Genomic DNA, 16,979 nt, shown 5'->3' with positions numbered 1-16,979 from the left:
TGTGTCGATCAAAATCCGGGCCATTGTGCCACTATTCATCACAATTCAGGAGTGTTCCGGCCTTTCTACCGTCCCGGCGGTTTGGCTAGAATAAGGAACTTCCGGGCGACGGCCCCTCGCTTCTCTGGCACCCTCTCCAGACGGTCAGCACAAGGTTCATGGCGAACCGGTACTCACCAGGCGGTTTGCAGGGCCCAACTGTGGGATTGTCAGGGTCCGGAACATCTTTTGCCAACGAATAATCAGGAAACGAGCAACATGCAGAACCTCAAGAAGTCCTCGAAGCTGGATAACGTGTGTTATGAAATCCGCGGTCCGGTTCTGCGTGAAGCCCGTCGCCTCGAAGAAGAAGGCCACCGCGTCCTCAAACTGAATATCGGCAACCCGGCGGCGTTCGAGCTGGACGTGCCGGAAGAAATCCAGCAGGACGTCATCTACAACATGCATTCCGCCCAGGGATACGTAGAATCCAAAGGCCTCTTCTCGGCCCGCAAGGCGGTCATGCACTACTGCCAGCAACGCGGCATCGACAAGGTCGACATCGACGACATCTACCTGGGCAACGGTGTCAGCGAGCTGATTGTCATGTCCATGCAGGCGCTGCTCAACACCGGCGATGAAGTGCTCGTCCCGGCCCCCGATTACCCGCTGTGGACCGCGGCCGTCACCCTGTCCAGCGGCAAGCCGGTGCACTACCACTGCGACGAAGCCCAGGACTGGTTCCCGGATATTGACGACATCAAGAGCAAGATCACGTCCCGGACCCGGGCAATTGTGGTAATCAACCCGAACAACCCCACCGGCGCCGTCTACCCGCCGGAGTTGTTGGAACAGATTGTGGAGCTGGCCCGCCAGCACAACCTGATCGTGCTGTCCGACGAGATCTACGACAAGATTCTCTACGACGGCGCCACCCATGTTTCTACCGCCTCCCTGGCCGACGACGTCCTGTTCTTCACCTATAACGGCCTGTCCAAGAACTACCGTGCCGCCGGCTACCGCTCCGGCTGGATGATCATCAGCGGCGCCAAGCACAAAGCCATCGATCTGATCGAAGGCATCGAGATGCTGGCCTCCATGCGCCTGTGTTCCAACGTGCCCGCGCAGCTGGCGATCCAGACCGCCCTGGGTGGGTATCAGTCCATCAACGACCTGGTGGCTCCGGGCGGCCGGCTCTACGAGCAGCGCGAGACCGCCTGGTCCCTGCTGAACGACATTCCCGGGGTCAGCTGTGTGAAGCCCCAGGGGGCGCTCTACATGTTCCCGCGCCTGGATCCCAAGCGCTACCCGATCCATAACGACGAAAAGCTGGTGCTCGACCTGCTGCTGCAGGAGCGCATCCTGCTGGTCCAGGGATCGGCGTTCAACATCGACGACAAACAGCACCTGCGGGTCGTTTTCCTGCCTCGCGTGGATACGCTGGAAGACGCCATGAAACGTCTGGCACACTTCCTGGCGACGTATCAGCAGTAATTCACCGGCGAAGCGGAAAGCGGTCATGGCAGACATTCACATCGAGGAGTTCTATCGGGACACGGCCATCATCCTGGTGCAGCTGTACAACGCCTTCCCACGTAAGGTCAGCCTGTACGTGGAAGACATCGCCGGGCCGGATTCCCCCGATGAATTCGGCCTGCACAGCCGCCGCCATCGCGCCTGCTTCTCGACCATGCTCTGGCTGGCCGACGAGGGCCACATCCGCTATGACGACACCATTCACCAGGACGCCGTCGACCAGGTCGTGCTGACCCAACCCACTTTCACACGCCTGAACGCGGCAGTCCGAACCGACTGCCTGCCCGACTCCCTGTCGGGCACCTACCCGGAAGATACCGATGGCCTGCCGCCTGCTGTTCAGGCTGACCTGGCGACTAACATCCACCTGATTCGGGTGGCCCTCAAGAACGGCAATTCTTCGCTGATTGCCGACACCATCCAGACGGTGCTGTTTTCTGCAGGCTGATGCTTCGCTTTTCGCATCCTTAAGAAAACTATTTACGCGCCAACCGGTCAAACGGGAAAATTTGGGTCTGACCGAGTGGAGGTTAATTCTCTGTCATTCTATTGAAGGCCAGTCAGCCTGACCCGATATACTCCAAACCGGGGGCTTGTGGAGACAACCGCGCCGGCGGTGCTCTCCGGAATCCCTCGCCCCACAACACCCGGGACAGCCCGGGCTATTGATTGGGGGCAAGGAGCCTCTGATGAGCTCCTCAACACTGGAGAATGGAGAACGATGAGAATCCTCTTGTTCCTGGCCACCAACCTGGCCGTGATCTTTGTTGCCAGCATTACGCTGAAGCTGCTCGGCGTGGACTCGTACCTGGCGCAGAATGGTATCGCCTACGGCAACCTGCTGATTTTTGCGGCGGTCTTTGGCTTTGCCGGCTCCATCATTTCATTGCTGATCTCCAAGCGCATGGCGCTGTGGAGTACTCGGGCCCAGATCATCGAGCAGCCCCGCACCCCGGCAGAACGCTGGCTGGTGGACACGGTGGCCGAACTGGCCCAACAGGCCGGCATCAAGATGCCGGATGTGGCGATTTTCCCGGCCCAGCAATCCAACGCCTTTGCCACCGGCTGGAACAAGAACGACGCGCTGGTCGCGGTCAGTCAGGGGTTGCTGCAACGCTTCGACAAAGATCAGATTCGCGCGGTGCTGGGCCACGAGATCGGCCACGTTGCGAATGGCGATATGGTGACCCTGGCGCTGATTCAGGGCGTGGTGAACACCTTTGTGATCTTTGCCGCGCGAGTCATCGGGTCCATCGTTGACCGGGTCGTCCTGCGGAATGAGAACGGCCACGGCATCGGCTTCTTTGTGGTCAGCATGATCGCCGAAGTGATCCTGGGCATCCTGGCCAGCACCATTGTGTTCTGGTTCTCACGCCGCCGTGAGTTCCGGGCGGATATTGCCGGCGCCCAACTGGCCGGGACCGGCGCCATGATCAGTGCCCTCAATCATCTGCGCCGGGAAAGCGAGATGCCGGATCAGATGCCGGATTCCCTCCAGGCGTTTGGCATCAATCGCGGCGCCCGGGGTGGCCTGGCGGCCTTGTTCATGACCCACCCGCCGCTGGAAGAGCGGATTGCTGCACTGCAAAAACTCGGCTTCTGAGCACCCCTGACCCAGCCTGACATGCGGGGCATCTGCAGATGCCCCCATGCCCCACCTTCGTACTATGGCCGACCGGCCGGATCGCTGTCACACTGAATGAAAAGTGCAGGTAATGGGCACGGCATATCGGGAACAGGTTCACGCATCGACTGTCATCTTCACGACATAATCGATCGGTAGCCTGAAATCGACACGCAAGCCAGAGGGCATGGAATCGCCCGGGACTGACGCACTGTTCCCATCGGGAAACAGCAGACGTCCATAATCGCCTAACCAAAGCCAAAGAGAGAGGCCGGAATCGTGACAGAGCAGCAACCGACCGCAGAAAGCTGGATGAATGGCGCAGCAATCATTCTTTCCGATGGCCGGGAAATCCCCATCACCGACACCATGGTGCGGGATTCACTGGAAAAACTGGCTCACGATAATGAATCGGCGGAACAGAACGCCCGCGAAATGAAAAAAGCCGCCGGCTAAGGCAGCCTCAGCCTCGTCGCTCCCTGGACAACACCAGGGGTGACGAACGAACAGATTAAACCTTTAGCTTGAACTCCAGCGCTTTGAAAACCTGCTGGAGTTCTTTCGCTCCACCCTTCAGCTGTATCTTTGTACTCGAGAATTCCCGCCTTACCGGATAATCCCGCCGCATGACATCGAACGCCGCAGCGCGCTCCGCTTCCGGCAGCCTCAGCACCCGACGATAGCGAGCCGCATCACGACGGACGTCATAGCACGCGCGAACAGCCAGGTAGGCTGCTTCCAGAGCCGTGGCCGACGACGTAAACGACAGCTTGCTCAGTGCCGGATCCGCCATAAACTGCCCGGCCTGCTTGCGAGCCGGCAATCCCAGGAAATGGCACAGGGAACGATAGATCATTTCCGTCCCCCCCACTTTGCCTTCCAGACTGTATCCGGCAATGTGGGGCGTCATCAGCCAAACCGCCCGGGCCAGATCCGGGTTTACGTCCGGCTCGCCTTCCCAGACATCCAGAACCACCTGGGGCGCATCCTCGGCCTGAAGCCGTGACAACAACGCCTGTGAGTCCACCACACCGCCCCGGCTGGTGTTGATCAGCAATTGTCGACCGGTCAATGCCCGCAGTCGTTCCGTGCTCAGCAAATGATGCGTCGGATGATCGCCATCATGGGTCAATGGCGTGTGCAGTGTGACGACATCACAGGCCAGCACCTCAGCCAGATCGCTAAAGCCTTCATCGCCCTCGGCAGTCTGACGTGGCGGGTCGCTGATTTTTACGGTAAAGCCCAGCCGGGTCAGGCGGCGGGCCAGGGCCTGGCCAACATTGCCAGCCCCAATCAGACCCACAGACAGGTTGGACCAGTCGTCCTCCCCGATCTCCTCGGCATACACCGACAGGACACTGAGCACGTACTCAGCCACGCTCGCCGCATTGCAACCGGGGGCGCTGGCAAAGGCAATCCGCTGCTCCGCCAGCCAGTCGACATCCACATGATCGGTGCCGATGGTGGCCGTGCCGACGAACTTGACCCGACTGCCTTCCAGCAGCTTGCGCTCCACCCGGGTGACGGAGCGAACCAGCAGGATGTCGGCATCGGCGACGTCCTCCGGTCCCATGTCCCGGCCGGATACCCGGCGAATGGACCCGATGTCCTCGAAGAACCGGTCCAGAAGGGGGATGTTCTCATCGGCGACGATTAGCATGGTTTTTCCTTACTTCAGGCCCGACGCTGACGGCGTCCCTGGGGACGCCGCCCCCCACCGCCACCGCCGCTACGACGACGACGCGGCTGCACCGGCTGGGATAACGCAGCCATCAGGCTCTCTTCCGGGATCACGCATTCCAGTTTTTGACCAATATAGCTTTCTATGGCCGGCAGCGAGAAGGCGTCGTCCTCGCTGGCGAAGCTGACCGAAACGCCGTGTTCGCCGGCACGCCCGGTACGGCCGATACGGTGGACGTAATCCTCCGCATTTTCCGGCAGGTTGAAGTTGAACACGTGGGTGACGCCGCTGACGTGAATACCCCGGCCAGCCACATCCGTGGCCACCAGCGCCTTGATCGAGCCTTCCTTGAACTTGTCGAGGGTCCGCAGGCGCTTGTTCTGGGCGATCTCGCCGGAGAGCAGCGCCGTGCTGATGCCCTGGTGTCGCAGATCGGATTCGAGATCCCGGCACTGATCCCGGCGATTGGCAAAGATAATCGCCTTGCTGACTTCCGGTCGCTGGAGGTAGTTGGCCAGAACCTTGAGCTTGTCGTCTTCCCCGACCATGTAAACCGTCTGCTCAACCCGCTCGGCCGTTTTCTGCTCCGGCTCGATTTCCACGAACTCGGCGGACTGGGTCCACATGGACGCGAGGTTCAGGACGTCCTGGTTGAAGGTGGCACTGAACAGCAGCGTCTGACGTTCTTCCTTGGGCGTGCATTTGCGGATGATCCGCTTCACGTCCGGGATGAAGCCCATGTCCAGCATGCGGTCGGCTTCGTCGATGATCAGCATGTCCAGTTGATCGAGGAACACGTCCTGGGAGCCCAGGAAATCGATCAGACGTCCGGGCGTCGCCACCAGGATATCGACCACGTCGTTACGCAACTGATCCCGCTGCTTGTCGTAGTTCATGCCACCCAGCACCGTGACCACATTGTGGCCGGTGTGGGCGCAGAGCTCTTCGGCGTCCTTGGCGATCTGCAGGGCCAGCTCCCGGGTCGGCGCCAGCGCCAGGATCCGGGGTTCGGAGGCGTAACGCTCCTCGAACGGGATCGGCGACTGCAACAACCGCTGGATGGCCGTGATCAGGAACGCGGCGGTTTTACCGGTCCCGGTCTGGGCCTGGCCAATCAGGTCGTGGCCGGCCAGCGTCAGCGGCAGGGTTTCCGCCTGGATCGGCGTACAGTATTCGAAACCGATACCGGCGATCGCCTTTTGCAGGGTCTTGTCCAGCTCGAAATCGGTAAAGCGGGTGTTTCGCTCATCGACGGGTACTTCAGGTGTATTCAACGGGTCCTCCCGAACTATCGGATGGCCAGACGATTCACGCCGGACCGAAAATGCATTATACCGCCGACCGCTTCCGGTCCGACGTAAAAAGGTGCGCTCCAAAAACCGCTTGCCGGTTGTAGAAAGTCAGCAGCGCATCCAGGAACAGCCGGCCGCGGGGCGGCAGGCTGTCCGTTTCCAGATAACGACGGGCCTGGCGAGCCACGTTATCGCGAAACGCCGCCTCATCGCTGGCGCCACCGCCGGACAGGTTGTCGACGCTGATGTTGAACGGCGCGCCGGTTGCTTCAGAAAATAGCCATTCCAATGCCTGGGGTTTGATTTCCACCGACTCGAATGCGGCCTGCTGTTCCCCGGTGCGGCCGTCCGGACAATACCAGTAGCCATAATCATAAAGCTGACGGCGCCGCTCACCGGCGATACACCAGTGACTGATCTCATGCAGGGCGCTGGCGAAATAGCCGTGGGCAAAAACGACACGGTGGCAACCTGCTTCATCACTGGCCGGGATATACTCCGGTTCGTCGTCTCCACGCACGAGGATGGTCCGCCACCGCTCCCGGAAGAGATCGTTGAACAGCATTATCAGGTCATCTGGATGGTGTTTCATGCGTGCGCTATTGTGCGTGTTTCGTCCACTTAATACCAGCATCCCGGACGCTCCGGGCACAATGGACGCGGCCTGCCGAACTTTCTGGTAACATCCCGCTCCAAGAAAGCGTTCCGTAAGAGCCCGATCAGCCGCCTTGCCCGGCGGCATTCCGACTGCGAAGGATCACTCTTTGTCGTACCTGTTCGGCCATCGTTCATCCCTATCCATCGCCGGTGCCCTGCGTCGCCTGGGGCTAACGCTCGCCTTCTGCCTGGGGCTCGCGGGATATGCCGGCCACGCACTGGCCTTCAATATCGAATCGGCCGCGAGTGGGAGCGGCCAGGCCCTTGGCGAGTTCCTGCCAGTGGACGAGGCGCTGCCATTCAGCTCGGGGCTGACCGACAACGGCGTCGAACTGACCTGGAACATTGCCCCTGAACATTACCTCTATCGCGACCGGATCAAGATCGTTGCCACCGATGCCGACGTCCAGGTGGGCACTCCGCAATTTTCCCAGGGCGGCCATACCAAGGACGATCCCTATTTCGGCAAGGTGACGGTCTTTACCGAACCGGTGAATGCCACCGTACCGGTGACGTTGCCCGACGGTCTGGACGAAACCACCCTCAAGGTCACCTACCAGGGCTGCGCCGATGCAGGCCTGTGCTATCCACCGCAAACTCGCGACGTTCTGTTCATGGCATCGGCCGGCGGCGGCACCGTATCCATCAACACGGCAGACCGCACACCGGCACCGCCCGCGGCAAACACCGAGACCGCCGCCGGCATCGCTGCGCTGTTGCAACAGCAATCCCTGCTGACGATTACCGGCCTTTTCCTGCTGCTGGGACTGGGGCTGACGTTCACGCCCTGCGTCCTGCCAATGATCCCCATTATCTCGGCGCTGGTCGCCAACAGCCAGACCCGGACACCGCAGGCCCTGGCGCTCGCCATCAGCTATGTCCTGGGTATGGCGCTGACCTACGCCGCAGCCGGTGTCCTGACCGGGCTGCTCGGCGCCAGTTTTAACCTGCAGGCCCAGCTGCAATCGCCGGTCGTCCTGATCACGTTCGCCACTCTGTTCACGCTGTTCGCCCTGTCCATGTTCGGGCTGTTCGAGCTGCGCCTCCCGCAGGCGCTGACCGACCGGCTCACGGCCACCTCCAGCCGACTCAGTGGCGGCCACCTGATCTCGGTATTCGGTATTGGCGCCCTGTCCGCACTGATTGTGTCACCCTGCGTTTCAGCGCCACTGGCGGGCAGCCTGCTCTATATCAGCACCACCCAGGACGCCGTGCTAGGCGGTTTGGCCCTGCTGGCGCTGGGCCTGGGCATGGGCATCCCGCTGATCATCGTGGCGGTCGGCGGGCGTAAACTGCTGCCCAGCACCGGCGCCTGGATGAACACGGTAAAGGCCTTCTATGGCGTGCTCCTTTTGGCGGTGGCCATCTGGCTCATGGAGCGCCTGTTACCGGGCTGGATCACATTGATCCTGTGGGGCCTGCTGGCCGCCGTGACCGGCGTCCAACTGGGCGCGTTCGAGCGGGCCGAGGCGGGCTGGCAACGCACCTGGAAAGGACTGGGGCTGGTTCTGTTCGCCTATGCGATTGTCCTGCTTGGCGGCGGCCTGGCCGGCGCCAGCGACCCACTACGCCCGCTTGCGCCCTTCACCACCAACCAGCCGGTTGCTGTCGCCAACGCCTCCCACGCCGACGCGTCCGAATCGCCTTTCCAACGCACCCGCTCCACCCGGGACCTCAAGGCCGCCCTGGCCTCCGCGGCGCAGGCGGGCAAGCCGGTCATGCTCGATTTCTATGCCGACTGGTGCATCAGCTGCAAGGTGATGGAGCGCAACGTGTTCAATGACCCACAGGTCCGGGCCGCTATGGCGCCGATGACCCTGCTGCAAATCGACGTCACCGACAATACGCCGGAACAGCAGGCCCTGCTCGACGAACTGAACCTGTTCGGCCCCCCGGCCATCCTGTTTTTCGACCCCAGCGGTGAGGAAATGACGGGCGCCCGCGTCATGGGCGAGATGGATCGTGCCGAGTTCCTGGCCCACCTGGAGAAAACCCGCAAGGGACAAGCCCGGCTGTGACGTCCCTGCAACGGGGCGCCGCCTGCGTCATGGCCGGCGAGATGCTGCTTGCCATCATGGGCGCCATCATCAAGCACCTGGCACCGGAACTGCCCAACGAGGAACTGGTTTTCCTGCGCAACGTCCTGGGTCTGGCGGTGATTACGCCGGTCATGCTCTATCGGGAGGGTGTCGGCGGGTTACGGACGCGCCACCTTCGCTTTCATTTCATGCGCGCGGTGATCGGCATCAGCGCGATGTACTGCTACTTCTTCAGCCTGCAGAAACTGGCCCTGACCGAAGCCGTGCTGCTGAAACTGACGGCGCCGTTTTTCATCCCGGTCATTGCCCTGCTCTGGCTTCGGGAAAGCACCTCCCGCACGATCTGGCTCACCATCGCTGTCGGCTTTGCCGGCGTGCTGGTCATCCTCAACCCGGCCGCCGCCCACCTTCAGGATTACCTCTTTGTCGCCGCGGGACTGACCGGCGCCCTGCTCGGCGCCACGGCCAAAGTCACTATCCGACGCATGGGCGTGGCGGAACCCAGCGGCCGCATCGTGTTCTATTTTGCCTTCTTCGGGTCGCTGGTGACGGCGCCGGCGGCCATGGCTGTCTGGCAGCCGCCCAGCACCGCCATCTGGCTCTGGATGGCGGCACTGGCATTGTGTGCCACGCTCGCCCAGATGCTGATTACCACGGCCTACCGCATCGCGCCGGCGGGCCAGATCGGTCAGTTCACCTATTCGTCGGTCCTGTTTGCGGCACTACTGGGGTGGGTTTTCTTTCTGGAGCCGGTTACTGAATCACAGCTTTTGGGGTGCGTGCTGATTGTCGGCGCAGGGCTGTTCAACCTGCGCCAACGCCGACCCATCGGTTAATCATTCGCCGCGTCGAATGTAGTACACGAATTCGGTCTCGGTGTGATGTTCCTGCACTAGCGTGTGATTGAGGAACTGGCAGAAACGCGGCACGTCCCGGGTGGTTGACGGATCCGTCGCGACCACCCGCAGGATACCGTCGATGGGCACTTCCGCCATCCGGTTGTGCAGCATCATCACCGGCTCGGGGCACATCAGTCCCGTGGCATCGAGTTCGAGGTCATAGGCCATATCCACCACAACAGCTTCTCCCAGCGCCGGTCAGAGGCGCTCTTATCGGTTCAGTGCTAGATTGAATTATAAGAACAACGCGTTGCGGAGGCTATGATGATCCGGGTGCTGATCGAGCGGCATATCGCCACCACGCTGGAAAGTACCTATGAGAGGGAGTCCCGGCTGCTGTTGCAGCATGCCGTGAGCGTACCGGGGTTCATTTCCGGCGAGACGCTGGTGGACGCCAACGACATCCACCACCGCATGACGCTGTGCAACTGGCGCTCCATCACCGACTGGGACAACTGGTACCACTCGGACCAGCGCAAGGAAATGATGAACGAGCTGAACCTGATGATGGATCAGGAAGAGAAAGTCACCATTCTGCAGCAGTGCTGACCGCCCATACGCCGCTTCAGCTGAACCGCTCCACAAAGCAGGTGATCTCTTCCCGGTCGTGATACAGATGCCGGGCCTTCAGCCGGACGTCTACGCCCGTCGCGTCCAGCTTCTCCAGCAACCGCTCGCGACACACCAGCCATTCATCGTAGCGTTTCTTCATCGGCAACTTCAGGTTAAAGACACTGTACTTGCACAGACGGTGCCCCAGCCAATCCACCACCAATTCCGTAGTCCGGCGCGGTTTGTCGACGATGTCGCACACCATCCAGTCCACTGCTCGCTGCGGCCGCCACAAGTAGCCGTCTGCGCGGACGTGTTCGACGTGGCCGCTGGCCATCAAGGCGTCGTCCATCGGGCCGTTGTCCACCGCAGTCACCAGCATACCCTGGCGCACCAGTTGCCAGGTCCAGCCTCCGGGCGCCGCGCCCAGATCCACCGCTTTCTTGCCGCCACCCAGATAGTCCAGCCATTGCGACGGCGGGATGAAGACTTTCCAGGCTTCCTCCAGCTTCAACGCCGAACGGCTTGGCGCCGAGGCCGGCAGCCGCAGCCGCGGGATGCCACTGAGATGAACCGCCCGGTTATCAGCATGGCTGACGCCAATCATCACCCGGTCAAACGATGGCAGGAAAATTTCCAGCCTTCTGGGGTTGGCCTCATCCTCCACCAGGAATCCCGTCTCCCGTAATGCCCGGGACAGCGGCGAGGCCCACTTGCGACTGAACGCGCCCAGGTCGCGCTCGACATCGTCCGGTACGCGAATTTCCACGCGGGCCGACGGCGGCATGTGCGGCTGCTCACGCAGCGCCTCGAGGACCGCTCCCACGCGATCCGAAGATGGCAATGGCCGATCATCAATGACCTCAAACCAGTCTCGGGTAAACACCAGCGAGGTCATACCCACCTGCTGCATCAGCGACTGTGCGTCACCACCATCCGCCACCACAAACAACACCTGGCCGGCGTTGGCTTCCGGCTGGAAATAGCCATAACGCCCGTGTTCGGCCGCCAGGTCGGTCAGTTCGCGGCCGGCTTCCGTTTCAAAACCGGGGCGGCAAAACAGCAGTACTTGCGCCATCGTACTCAGATCTCCTTCGACGTCGCCGGGCCGTCCATCCACGTGACGGTCTGCCGGGCGGCCTGTTCAATCAGCTCAGCTTGCGTGGTTCCGGTGGACTTTCGCGGCCGGAAGTCGTGTTCGCCGTCGTCCAGCCAGTGAAGCGTAACCGGCACTTCACCCGCCAGATGCGCCTGAACTTCGTCCTGGCGGCCGAAAGGATCCCGGGTACCCTGGTTGATCAGCACCGGTACGGTAAAGTCGGTGAAGTGGTCCGTACGCCAGCGATCGGGCTTGCCCGGCGGGTGAAACGGATAGCCAAAGCAGGCGCAGCCGGCAATGCGGTCGTCTGCCCGGCTGGCCAGGACACTCGCGATCCGCCCGCCCATGGATTTGCCGCCGATATAGAGCGGTCCGGACTCACTTGCATAGCGGTCGATCATGGCGCTGAACTTGTCTTCCAGCTTGTCGGCTTTGGGCGGCGGACGCTTCTTGCCGTCTTCCCGACGTTTCTGCATGTAACCGAATTCAAAGCGGACAACCCGGATTCTCCGCTCCGCCAGCGCCATGGCCAGCTGATCCATAAAGGGCGAATCCATCGGGGCGCCGGCGCCATGGGCCAGCAGCAGGGTTCGGGCACCCTCGCCATCAATCATCACTTCCGCCATTGTCGATGTCCTGCCGTTAATGGGATGCGGCCCGACCGGGCCAGTGCTGGCGCGCATAGTAGCAGTCGCCGTAAGCAAACCCCAGTCAGCTGACTCATCGCGCCCCATGACCAGTCCGTCGCCCGCGGTCGACTGACAATCAGGGTGCTACCAGAAGCAATACGGAAGGACGACCTTGCGACGATCGACCCCATCCTCCCAAATGCCCACTCATGCCCGCCTTTTGGCTTGACCCAGGTCATTGAAAAGCCACCATCCATTGACCATACTTGCATCGCCTAATTTTATTACTCGACATCCTCTGGTAGGGACACTATGAGTACAGCGACGCCTAACCTGACGTATAACTATAAGGTCGTGCGCCAATTCGCCATCATGACGGTGGTCTGGGGCATCATCGGCATGGGGATGGGCGTGCTCATTGCCTCTCAGCTGCGCTTTCCCTTCATGAACTTCGATCTGCCGTGGACCCACTTCGGCAGATTGCGCCCGCTCCATACCAACCTGGTGATTTTCGGTTTCGGCGGCAGCGCGCTGTTTGCGACGTCCTACTATGTGGTCCAGCGGACCTGCCAGGCCCGACTGTTTTCCGACGGGTTGGCTGCATTCACGTTCTGGGGCTGGCAGGCCATCCTGGTCGCCGCCTGCATTACCCTGCCCATGGGCCTCACCACCACCAAGGAATACGCCGAACTGGAATGGCCCATCGATATCCTGATTGCCGTGGTCTGGGTGGCGTACGCCATTGTGTTTTTCGGCACCATTACCAAACGCCAGACCAAGCACATCTATGTGGCCAACTGGTTCTATGGCGCATTCATCATCACCGTGGCGGTGCTGCACATCGGCAACAACCTGGAACTGCCGGTCAGCGCATTCAAATCCTATTCCATATACAGCGGCGTCACCGATGCCATGATGCAGTGGTGGTGGGGCCACAATGCGGTGGGCTTTTTCCTGACAGCCGGCTTCCTGGGGATGATGTACTACTTCGTGCCCAAGCAGGCGGAGCGGCCAGTGTATTCCTATCGCCTGTCCATCGTTCACTTCTGGGCCCTGATCGCCACCTACGTCTGGGCCGGCGGCCATCACCTGCATTACAGCGCCCTGCCGGACTGGGCCCAGACCGCGGGCATGATCATGTCCCTGATCCTGCTGGCCCCGAGCTGGGGCGGCATGATCAACGGGATGATGACCTTGTCGGGTGCCTGGCACAAACTGCGCACCGATCCGATCCTGCGGTTCCTGGTGGTGTCCCTGTCGTTCTACGGCATGTCCACGTTTGAAGGCCCGATGATGGCCATCAAGACGGTCAACGCCCTCTCCCACGACACCGACTGGACCATCGGTCACGTGCATTCCGGCGCCCTGGGCTGGGTGGCCATGATCAGTATCGGCGCGGTCTATCACCTGATTCCCCGGCTGTGGGGCATGACTCAGATGTACAGTGTGGGCCTGATCAACCTGCATTTCTGGCTGGCAACCATCGGCACGGTGCTCTACATCGTGGCCATGTGGGTCAACGGCATCATGCAGGGTCTGATGTGGCGCGCGGTCAATGCCGACGGCACCCTCACCTACAGTTTTGTGGAAGGCCTTGAAAACTCCAAACCCGGTTACCTGATTCGCCTGATCGGAGGAGGCATCTTCCTGATCGGCATGCTGGTCATGGCCTATAACGTGCGCATGACGATCCGGCAGAAGGATGCCGTCGCACTCGACAACAGCGCCGTCCAGGCCGCCTGAGGGAGAGAGGGATCACGATGAAGCACGAAGTTGTCGAGAAGAATATCGGCCTGATGGGACTGCTGATCGTCTTGGTGATCAGCGGGGGCTTCCTGGTGGAAATCGTGCCGCTGTTCTTCCTCAAGGAAGTCAACGAGCCGGTGGCCGGACTGGAGCCGCTAACGCCGCTGGAAATGGAAGGCCGCGACATCTACATCCGCGAAGGTTGCCACGTCTGCCACACCCAGATGATCCGCCCATTCCGGGCCGAAACCGAGCGCTATGGCCATTACTCGGTGGCTGGCGAGTTTGTCTATGAGCACCCGTTCCTGTGGGGCTCCAAACGCACCGGCCCGGATCTGGCACGCGTCGGCGGCCGCTATTCAGACGCCTGGCACCGGGTCCACCTGAACAACCCCCGGGATGTGGTGCCGGAATCCAACATGCCCGCCTTCCCCTGGCTGTTTGAGCGCAAGCTGGATCCGGATGGTATCACGGCCAAGCTCAAGGCGTTCCAGACGTTCGGTGTTCCCTACAGTGACGAGGACATTGCGGCAGCGCCGGACCAGATTCGCGGCAAGTATGAAATCGAGGCGCTGGTGGCCTATCTCCAGCAGCTGGGCACGGTGATCTCAACCAAACGGTGATGGCGATGGATATCAACGATCTGCGCGGCATACACACGCTGCTGGTCCTGGTCGCCTTCATCGGGATCGTCTGGTGGGCTTACAGCGCACACCGCAGGAAATCCAACGATGAAGCGGCCAATCTCCCCTTCGCGGACGACGACATCGACCAGCGCACTCGGGAAAGGGAAAAGCGGACGGAGAATAAAAAATGAGCACCTTCTGGAGCCTATGGATCAGTGTGATCGTGCTCGCCACGGTTATTGGCTGCTGGTGGCTGTTGTGGGCGACCCGCAAGAGTCAGCCAACCGACAAGGAGACCGACCGCACCACCGGACATTCGTTCGACGGCATCGAGGAATACGACAACCCGCTGCCGAAATGGTGGTTCCACCTGTTCACCGCCACCTGCGTGTTCTCTCTCATTTACCTGGCGTTGTACCCGGGCCTCGGCAATTTCGAAGGTCTGCTGGGCTGGACCCAGGAGAAGCAATGGCAGGAAGAGGTGCAACAGGCTGAGGCCCGCTATGGCGAACTTTACGCCAGGTATGGTGACGTCCCGATCCCCGAGTTGGCCAGGAACGACGACGCCCGCAAGATGGGGCAACGCCTGTTTTCGAACAATTGCGCGGTATGCCATGGTTCGGCAGCGCGGGGTGCCGTGGGCTTCCCCAACCTGACGGACGACGCCTGGATCTGGGGTGGCGATCCGGACCGGATCGTCGAAACCATCCACCAGGGCCGCGTGAACCAGATGCCGGCCAAGGGCCTGATGCCCAATATGAGCAACGATCAGGTGGAAGCCGTGGTCAACTATGTGCTCAGCTTCAGCGGCCGCGAGCATGACCCGGCCCTGGCCAAGGAAGGCAAGCAGGTCTTCGCGCAGGCCTGCGCCGGGTGCCACGGCCAGGATGCCAAGGGGAATCCGATGGTCGGCGCCCCCAACCTGACCGACGACGACTGGCTCTACGGCAGCACTTACGACTGGATCAAGGAAACCGTCACCTACGGTCGCCAGAACCGGATGCCACCTCAGGAAGGCCGGCTGAGCGACGACCAGATCCACATTCTTGCGGCCTATGTCTATGGCCTGTCGCACCGGGGCGAATGATGCCCCGCAGACGATCTGTTGAACCCTGGGCCGAAATCCGGTCCAGGTGTGAAGAGAGAGCATCACATGAGAGGACTTGATGAGCAGTCAAATACCGGTCAAACAGGTTGACCCCGCGACTGACGCCTCCACCAAAAAGAAAAAACCGGAAAACGTCGAGCTCTACGCCAGCCGCAAAAAGATCTACGTCAAAGCCGTCACAGGCCTCTACCAGCGGATACGCTTTTTCAGCCTGTGGGGGCTGATGGGCATGTATTTCCTGTTCTGCTGGGTCCAGATCGGCGGAGAGCCCCTGATTTACTTCAACCTGCCGGCCCGGGAATTCCACCTCTTCGGCACCACGTTCTTTCCCAAAGACTTCATCATGCTGTCAGGCATGCTGATCATCGCCGCCTTCGGCCTGTTTTTCATTACGACCCTGTTCGGTCGGGTCTGGTGCGGGTACACCTGCCCGCAAACCGTGTGGACGTTCATTTTCATGTGGGTGGAGGAGAAGGTCGAGGGATCGCGCAACAAGCGCATCAAGCTGGACCAGACCCCTGGCGGCACGTCGAAGTCCGTCAAGAAAGTCGTCAAACACGCCCTGTGGTTGTTGATCGCCTTTGCCACTGGCCTCACGTTCGTCGGCTACTTCTATCCGGTGCGGGAGCTGAGCATTGACCTGTTCACTCTGCAGGCCAACGGCTGGGCCTATTTCTGGGTGTTTTTCTTTACCGTCGCCACCTACACCAATGCCGGCTGGCTGCGGGAGCAGGTCTGTCTCTATATGTGCCCCTATGCCCGCTTCCAGTCTGTGATGTTCGATGAGGACACCCGGGTGGTCTCCTACGACTACAACCGGGGCGAGCCGCGCGGCGGCCGTCGCAAGGACGCCAGCAAGACGGAACTTGGCCTCGGCGACTGCATTGACTGCGGCCAGTGCGTGCAGGTCTGCCCCACCGGCATCGATATCCGGGACGGCCTGCAGTACGAGTGCATCAACTGCGCCCTGTGCATCGACGCCTGCGACGAGATCATGGACAAGATGAACTACCCGCGCGGGCTGATCCGCTACACCACCGAACACGAGCTGGAAGGCAAGCCGTCGAAAATCCTTCGCCCCCGCACCTTCGGCTATGGCGCCGCGTTACTGCTGATGATCGGGGCGCTGATCTTCACCCTGTTAACCCGGGTGCCGGTCCAGCTGGAAGTGATCCGCGACCGGGGCGCCCTGTTCAAGATGAACAACCGGGGCATGATCGAAAATTCCTACACCGTCAAAGTCCAGAACATGACGGAAGTACCGCAGGTCTTTATCCTGTCGGTATCCGGCCTGAGTACCGCGCAAATCATCGGTGACACTCAGCTGCGGGTGGCCGCCGGCGAGAACCTGTCACTGCCCACCGTTGTGGAAGTCAGCCCGGAGGCGCTGACGGACACCCACAACGACATCACCTTCAACATTCGTGCTGAAGGCGACGCGACGCTCGGCGCCCGCACCGAAAGCCGCTTCCTGGGCGCCCGGCGCTGACCTCCAACCGAGAGTGAGATCTG

18 protein-coding genes are annotated in these 16,979 nt (G+C 61.1%); 12 read left to right on the top strand and 6 right to left on the bottom strand.

The genetic code is table 11. The features are described from left to right. The first annotated feature begins 258 nt into the window (after positions 1–258). The 4 genes from J3364_RS00210 to J3364_RS00195 all read left to right on the top strand — a co-directional run bounded on the left by J3364_RS00210 (position 259) and on the right by J3364_RS00195 (position 3,595). Positions 259–1,473 (top strand): pyridoxal phosphate-dependent aminotransferase, encoded by a 1,215-nt coding sequence (locus J3364_RS00210; RefSeq protein WP_123633509.1) that lies wholly within the window; start codon positions 259–261, stop codon positions 1,471–1,473. Positions 1,474–1,498: 25 nt separating this feature from the next. Beyond that, entirely contained in the window at positions 1,499–1,963 is a 465-nt protein-coding gene (locus J3364_RS00205; RefSeq protein ID WP_349555746.1) for a hypothetical protein, read from the top strand. Between the two features lie 273 nt (positions 1,964–2,236). Beyond that, complete coding sequence (gene htpX, locus J3364_RS00200; RefSeq protein WP_349555744.1) at positions 2,237–3,118, top strand: protease HtpX; 882 nt, start codon at positions 2,237–2,239, stop codon at positions 3,116–3,118. 300 nt (positions 3,119–3,418) lie between these two features. Continuing rightward, a complete protein-coding gene (locus J3364_RS00195) occupies positions 3,419–3,595 on the top strand; it encodes a PA1571 family protein (RefSeq protein ID WP_203140765.1) in 177 nt (58 codons plus the stop codon). 55 nt (positions 3,596–3,650) lie between these two features. Here J3364_RS00195 and pdxB read toward each other — a convergent pair whose 3' ends face one another. The 3 genes from pdxB to J3364_RS00180 are packed head-to-tail and all read right to left on the bottom strand — an operon-like array spanning position 3,651 to position 6,677. After that, positions 3,651–4,799, bottom strand: coding sequence for a 4-phosphoerythronate dehydrogenase PdxB (pdxB, locus tag J3364_RS00190; protein ID WP_349555742.1), 1,149 nt, complete (start codon positions 4,797–4,799; stop codon positions 3,651–3,653). Positions 4,800–4,813: 14 nt separating this feature from the next. Then, positions 4,814–6,094: a DEAD/DEAH box helicase gene (locus J3364_RS00185; RefSeq protein WP_349555740.1), complete on the bottom strand. Its 1,281-nt coding sequence runs from the start codon at positions 6,092–6,094 to the stop codon at positions 4,814–4,816. A 55-nt stretch (positions 6,095–6,149) separates the two neighbouring features. Then, on the bottom strand, positions 6,150–6,677 hold the full coding sequence (locus tag J3364_RS00180) for an elongation factor P hydroxylase (protein ID WP_349555738.1): 528 nt from the start codon (positions 6,675–6,677) through the stop codon (positions 6,150–6,152). Between the two features lie 208 nt (positions 6,678–6,885). Here J3364_RS00180 and dsbD point away from each other — a divergent pair, with 208 nt between their 5' ends. Together dsbD and J3364_RS00170 are read left to right on the top strand one after the other, a co-directional pair. After that, positions 6,886–8,787 (top strand): protein-disulfide reductase DsbD, encoded by a 1,902-nt coding sequence (gene dsbD / locus J3364_RS00175; RefSeq protein WP_502882463.1) that lies wholly within the window; start codon positions 6,886–6,888, stop codon positions 8,785–8,787. Next, on the top strand, positions 8,784–9,644 hold the full coding sequence (locus tag J3364_RS00170) for a DMT family transporter (protein ID WP_349555736.1): 861 nt from the start codon (positions 8,784–8,786) through the stop codon (positions 9,642–9,644). Before dsbD ends, J3364_RS00170 begins: the two co-directional genes overlap by 4 nt. Here the strand turns inward: J3364_RS00170 and tusA are convergent, their stop codons facing one another. Continuing rightward, positions 9,645–9,875 (bottom strand): sulfurtransferase TusA, encoded by a 231-nt coding sequence (gene tusA / locus J3364_RS00165; RefSeq protein WP_349556751.1) that lies wholly within the window; start codon positions 9,873–9,875, stop codon positions 9,645–9,647. 96 nt (positions 9,876–9,971) lie between these two features. Here tusA and J3364_RS00160 point away from each other — a divergent pair, with 96 nt between their 5' ends. Next, a complete protein-coding gene (locus tag J3364_RS00160; protein ID WP_349555734.1) occupies positions 9,972–10,256 on the top strand; it encodes an antibiotic biosynthesis monooxygenase family protein in 285 nt (94 codons plus the stop codon). 16 nt (positions 10,257–10,272) lie between these two features. On the opposite strand, the gene rlmM is transcribed toward J3364_RS00160, so the two are convergent. Both rlmM and J3364_RS00150 read right to left on the bottom strand, forming a co-directional pair. Next, positions 10,273–11,337 (bottom strand): 23S rRNA (cytidine(2498)-2'-O)-methyltransferase RlmM, encoded by a 1,065-nt coding sequence (gene rlmM / locus J3364_RS00155; RefSeq protein WP_349555732.1) that lies wholly within the window; start codon positions 11,335–11,337, stop codon positions 10,273–10,275. A 5-nt stretch (positions 11,338–11,342) separates the two neighbouring features. Then, on the bottom strand, positions 11,343–11,984 hold the full coding sequence (locus J3364_RS00150) for an alpha/beta family hydrolase (protein WP_349555729.1): 642 nt from the start codon (positions 11,982–11,984) through the stop codon (positions 11,343–11,345). A gap of 315 nt (positions 11,985–12,299) precedes the next feature. Here J3364_RS00150 and ccoN point away from each other — a divergent pair, with 315 nt between their 5' ends. From ccoN to ccoG, 5 genes are all read left to right on the top strand, one after another. After that, a complete protein-coding gene (ccoN, locus tag J3364_RS00145; RefSeq protein WP_349555727.1) occupies positions 12,300–13,730 on the top strand; it encodes a cytochrome-c oxidase, cbb3-type subunit I in 1,431 nt (476 codons plus the stop codon). Between the two features lie 17 nt (positions 13,731–13,747). After that, positions 13,748–14,356 (top strand): cytochrome-c oxidase, cbb3-type subunit II, encoded by a 609-nt coding sequence (gene ccoO, locus J3364_RS00140; protein ID WP_123633520.1) that lies wholly within the window; start codon positions 13,748–13,750, stop codon positions 14,354–14,356. Between the two features lie 5 nt (positions 14,357–14,361). Then, complete coding sequence (locus J3364_RS00135) at positions 14,362–14,550, top strand: cbb3-type cytochrome oxidase subunit 3 (RefSeq protein ID WP_123633521.1); 189 nt, start codon at positions 14,362–14,364, stop codon at positions 14,548–14,550. Further along, a complete protein-coding gene (ccoP, locus tag J3364_RS00130; protein ID WP_349555724.1) occupies positions 14,547–15,446 on the top strand; it encodes a cytochrome-c oxidase, cbb3-type subunit III in 900 nt (299 codons plus the stop codon). The genes J3364_RS00135 and ccoP overlap by 4 nt, the downstream gene beginning before the upstream one ends. A gap of 79 nt (positions 15,447–15,525) precedes the next feature. Further along, positions 15,526–16,956: a cytochrome c oxidase accessory protein CcoG gene (gene ccoG, locus J3364_RS00125; protein ID WP_349555722.1), complete on the top strand. Its 1,431-nt coding sequence runs from the start codon at positions 15,526–15,528 to the stop codon at positions 16,954–16,956. Positions 16,957–16,979 lie beyond the last annotated feature (23 nt).

Source organism: Marinobacter sp. NFXS9 (assembly GCF_040148665.1).
GTDB lineage: Bacteria > Pseudomonadota > Gammaproteobacteria > Pseudomonadales > Oleiphilaceae > Marinobacter_A > Marinobacter_A mangrovi.
Note: the sequence above shows the minus strand (reverse complement) of the source record. Positions and strands in the feature narration are given on the sequence as shown.

Coding starts and splice junctions, on each gene's coding strand:
- J3364_RS00210 (WP_123633509.1), top strand. CDS start 259: ATGCAGAACCTCAAGAAGTCCTCGAAGCTGGATAACGTGTGTTATGAA.
- J3364_RS00205 (WP_349555746.1), top strand. CDS start 1,499: ATGGCAGACATTCACATCGAGGAGTTCTATCGGGACACGGCCATCATC.
- htpX (WP_349555744.1), top strand. CDS start 2,237: ATGAGAATCCTCTTGTTCCTGGCCACCAACCTGGCCGTGATCTTTGTT.
- pdxB (WP_349555742.1), bottom strand. CDS start 4,799: ATGCTAATCGTCGCCGATGAGAACATCCCCCTTCTGGACCGGTTCTTC.
- J3364_RS00180 (WP_349555738.1), bottom strand. CDS start 6,677: ATGCTGTTCAACGATCTCTTCCGGGAGCGGTGGCGGACCATCCTCGTG.
- tusA (WP_349556751.1), bottom strand. CDS start 9,875: ATGGCCTATGACCTCGAACTCGATGCCACGGGACTGATGTGCCCCGAG.
- J3364_RS00160 (WP_349555734.1), top strand. CDS start 9,972: ATGATCCGGGTGCTGATCGAGCGGCATATCGCCACCACGCTGGAAAGT.
- rlmM (WP_349555732.1), bottom strand. CDS start 11,337: ATGGCGCAAGTACTGCTGTTTTGCCGCCCCGGTTTTGAAACGGAAGCC.
- J3364_RS00150 (WP_349555729.1), bottom strand. CDS start 11,984: ATGGCGGAAGTGATGATTGATGGCGAGGGTGCCCGAACCCTGCTGCTG.
- ccoN (WP_349555727.1), top strand. CDS start 12,300: ATGAGTACAGCGACGCCTAACCTGACGTATAACTATAAGGTCGTGCGC.
- ccoO (WP_123633520.1), top strand. CDS start 13,748: ATGAAGCACGAAGTTGTCGAGAAGAATATCGGCCTGATGGGACTGCTG.
- J3364_RS00135 (WP_123633521.1), top strand. CDS start 14,362: ATGGATATCAACGATCTGCGCGGCATACACACGCTGCTGGTCCTGGTC.
- ccoP (WP_349555724.1), top strand. CDS start 14,547: ATGAGCACCTTCTGGAGCCTATGGATCAGTGTGATCGTGCTCGCCACG.
- ccoG (WP_349555722.1), top strand. CDS start 15,526: ATGAGCAGTCAAATACCGGTCAAACAGGTTGACCCCGCGACTGACGCC.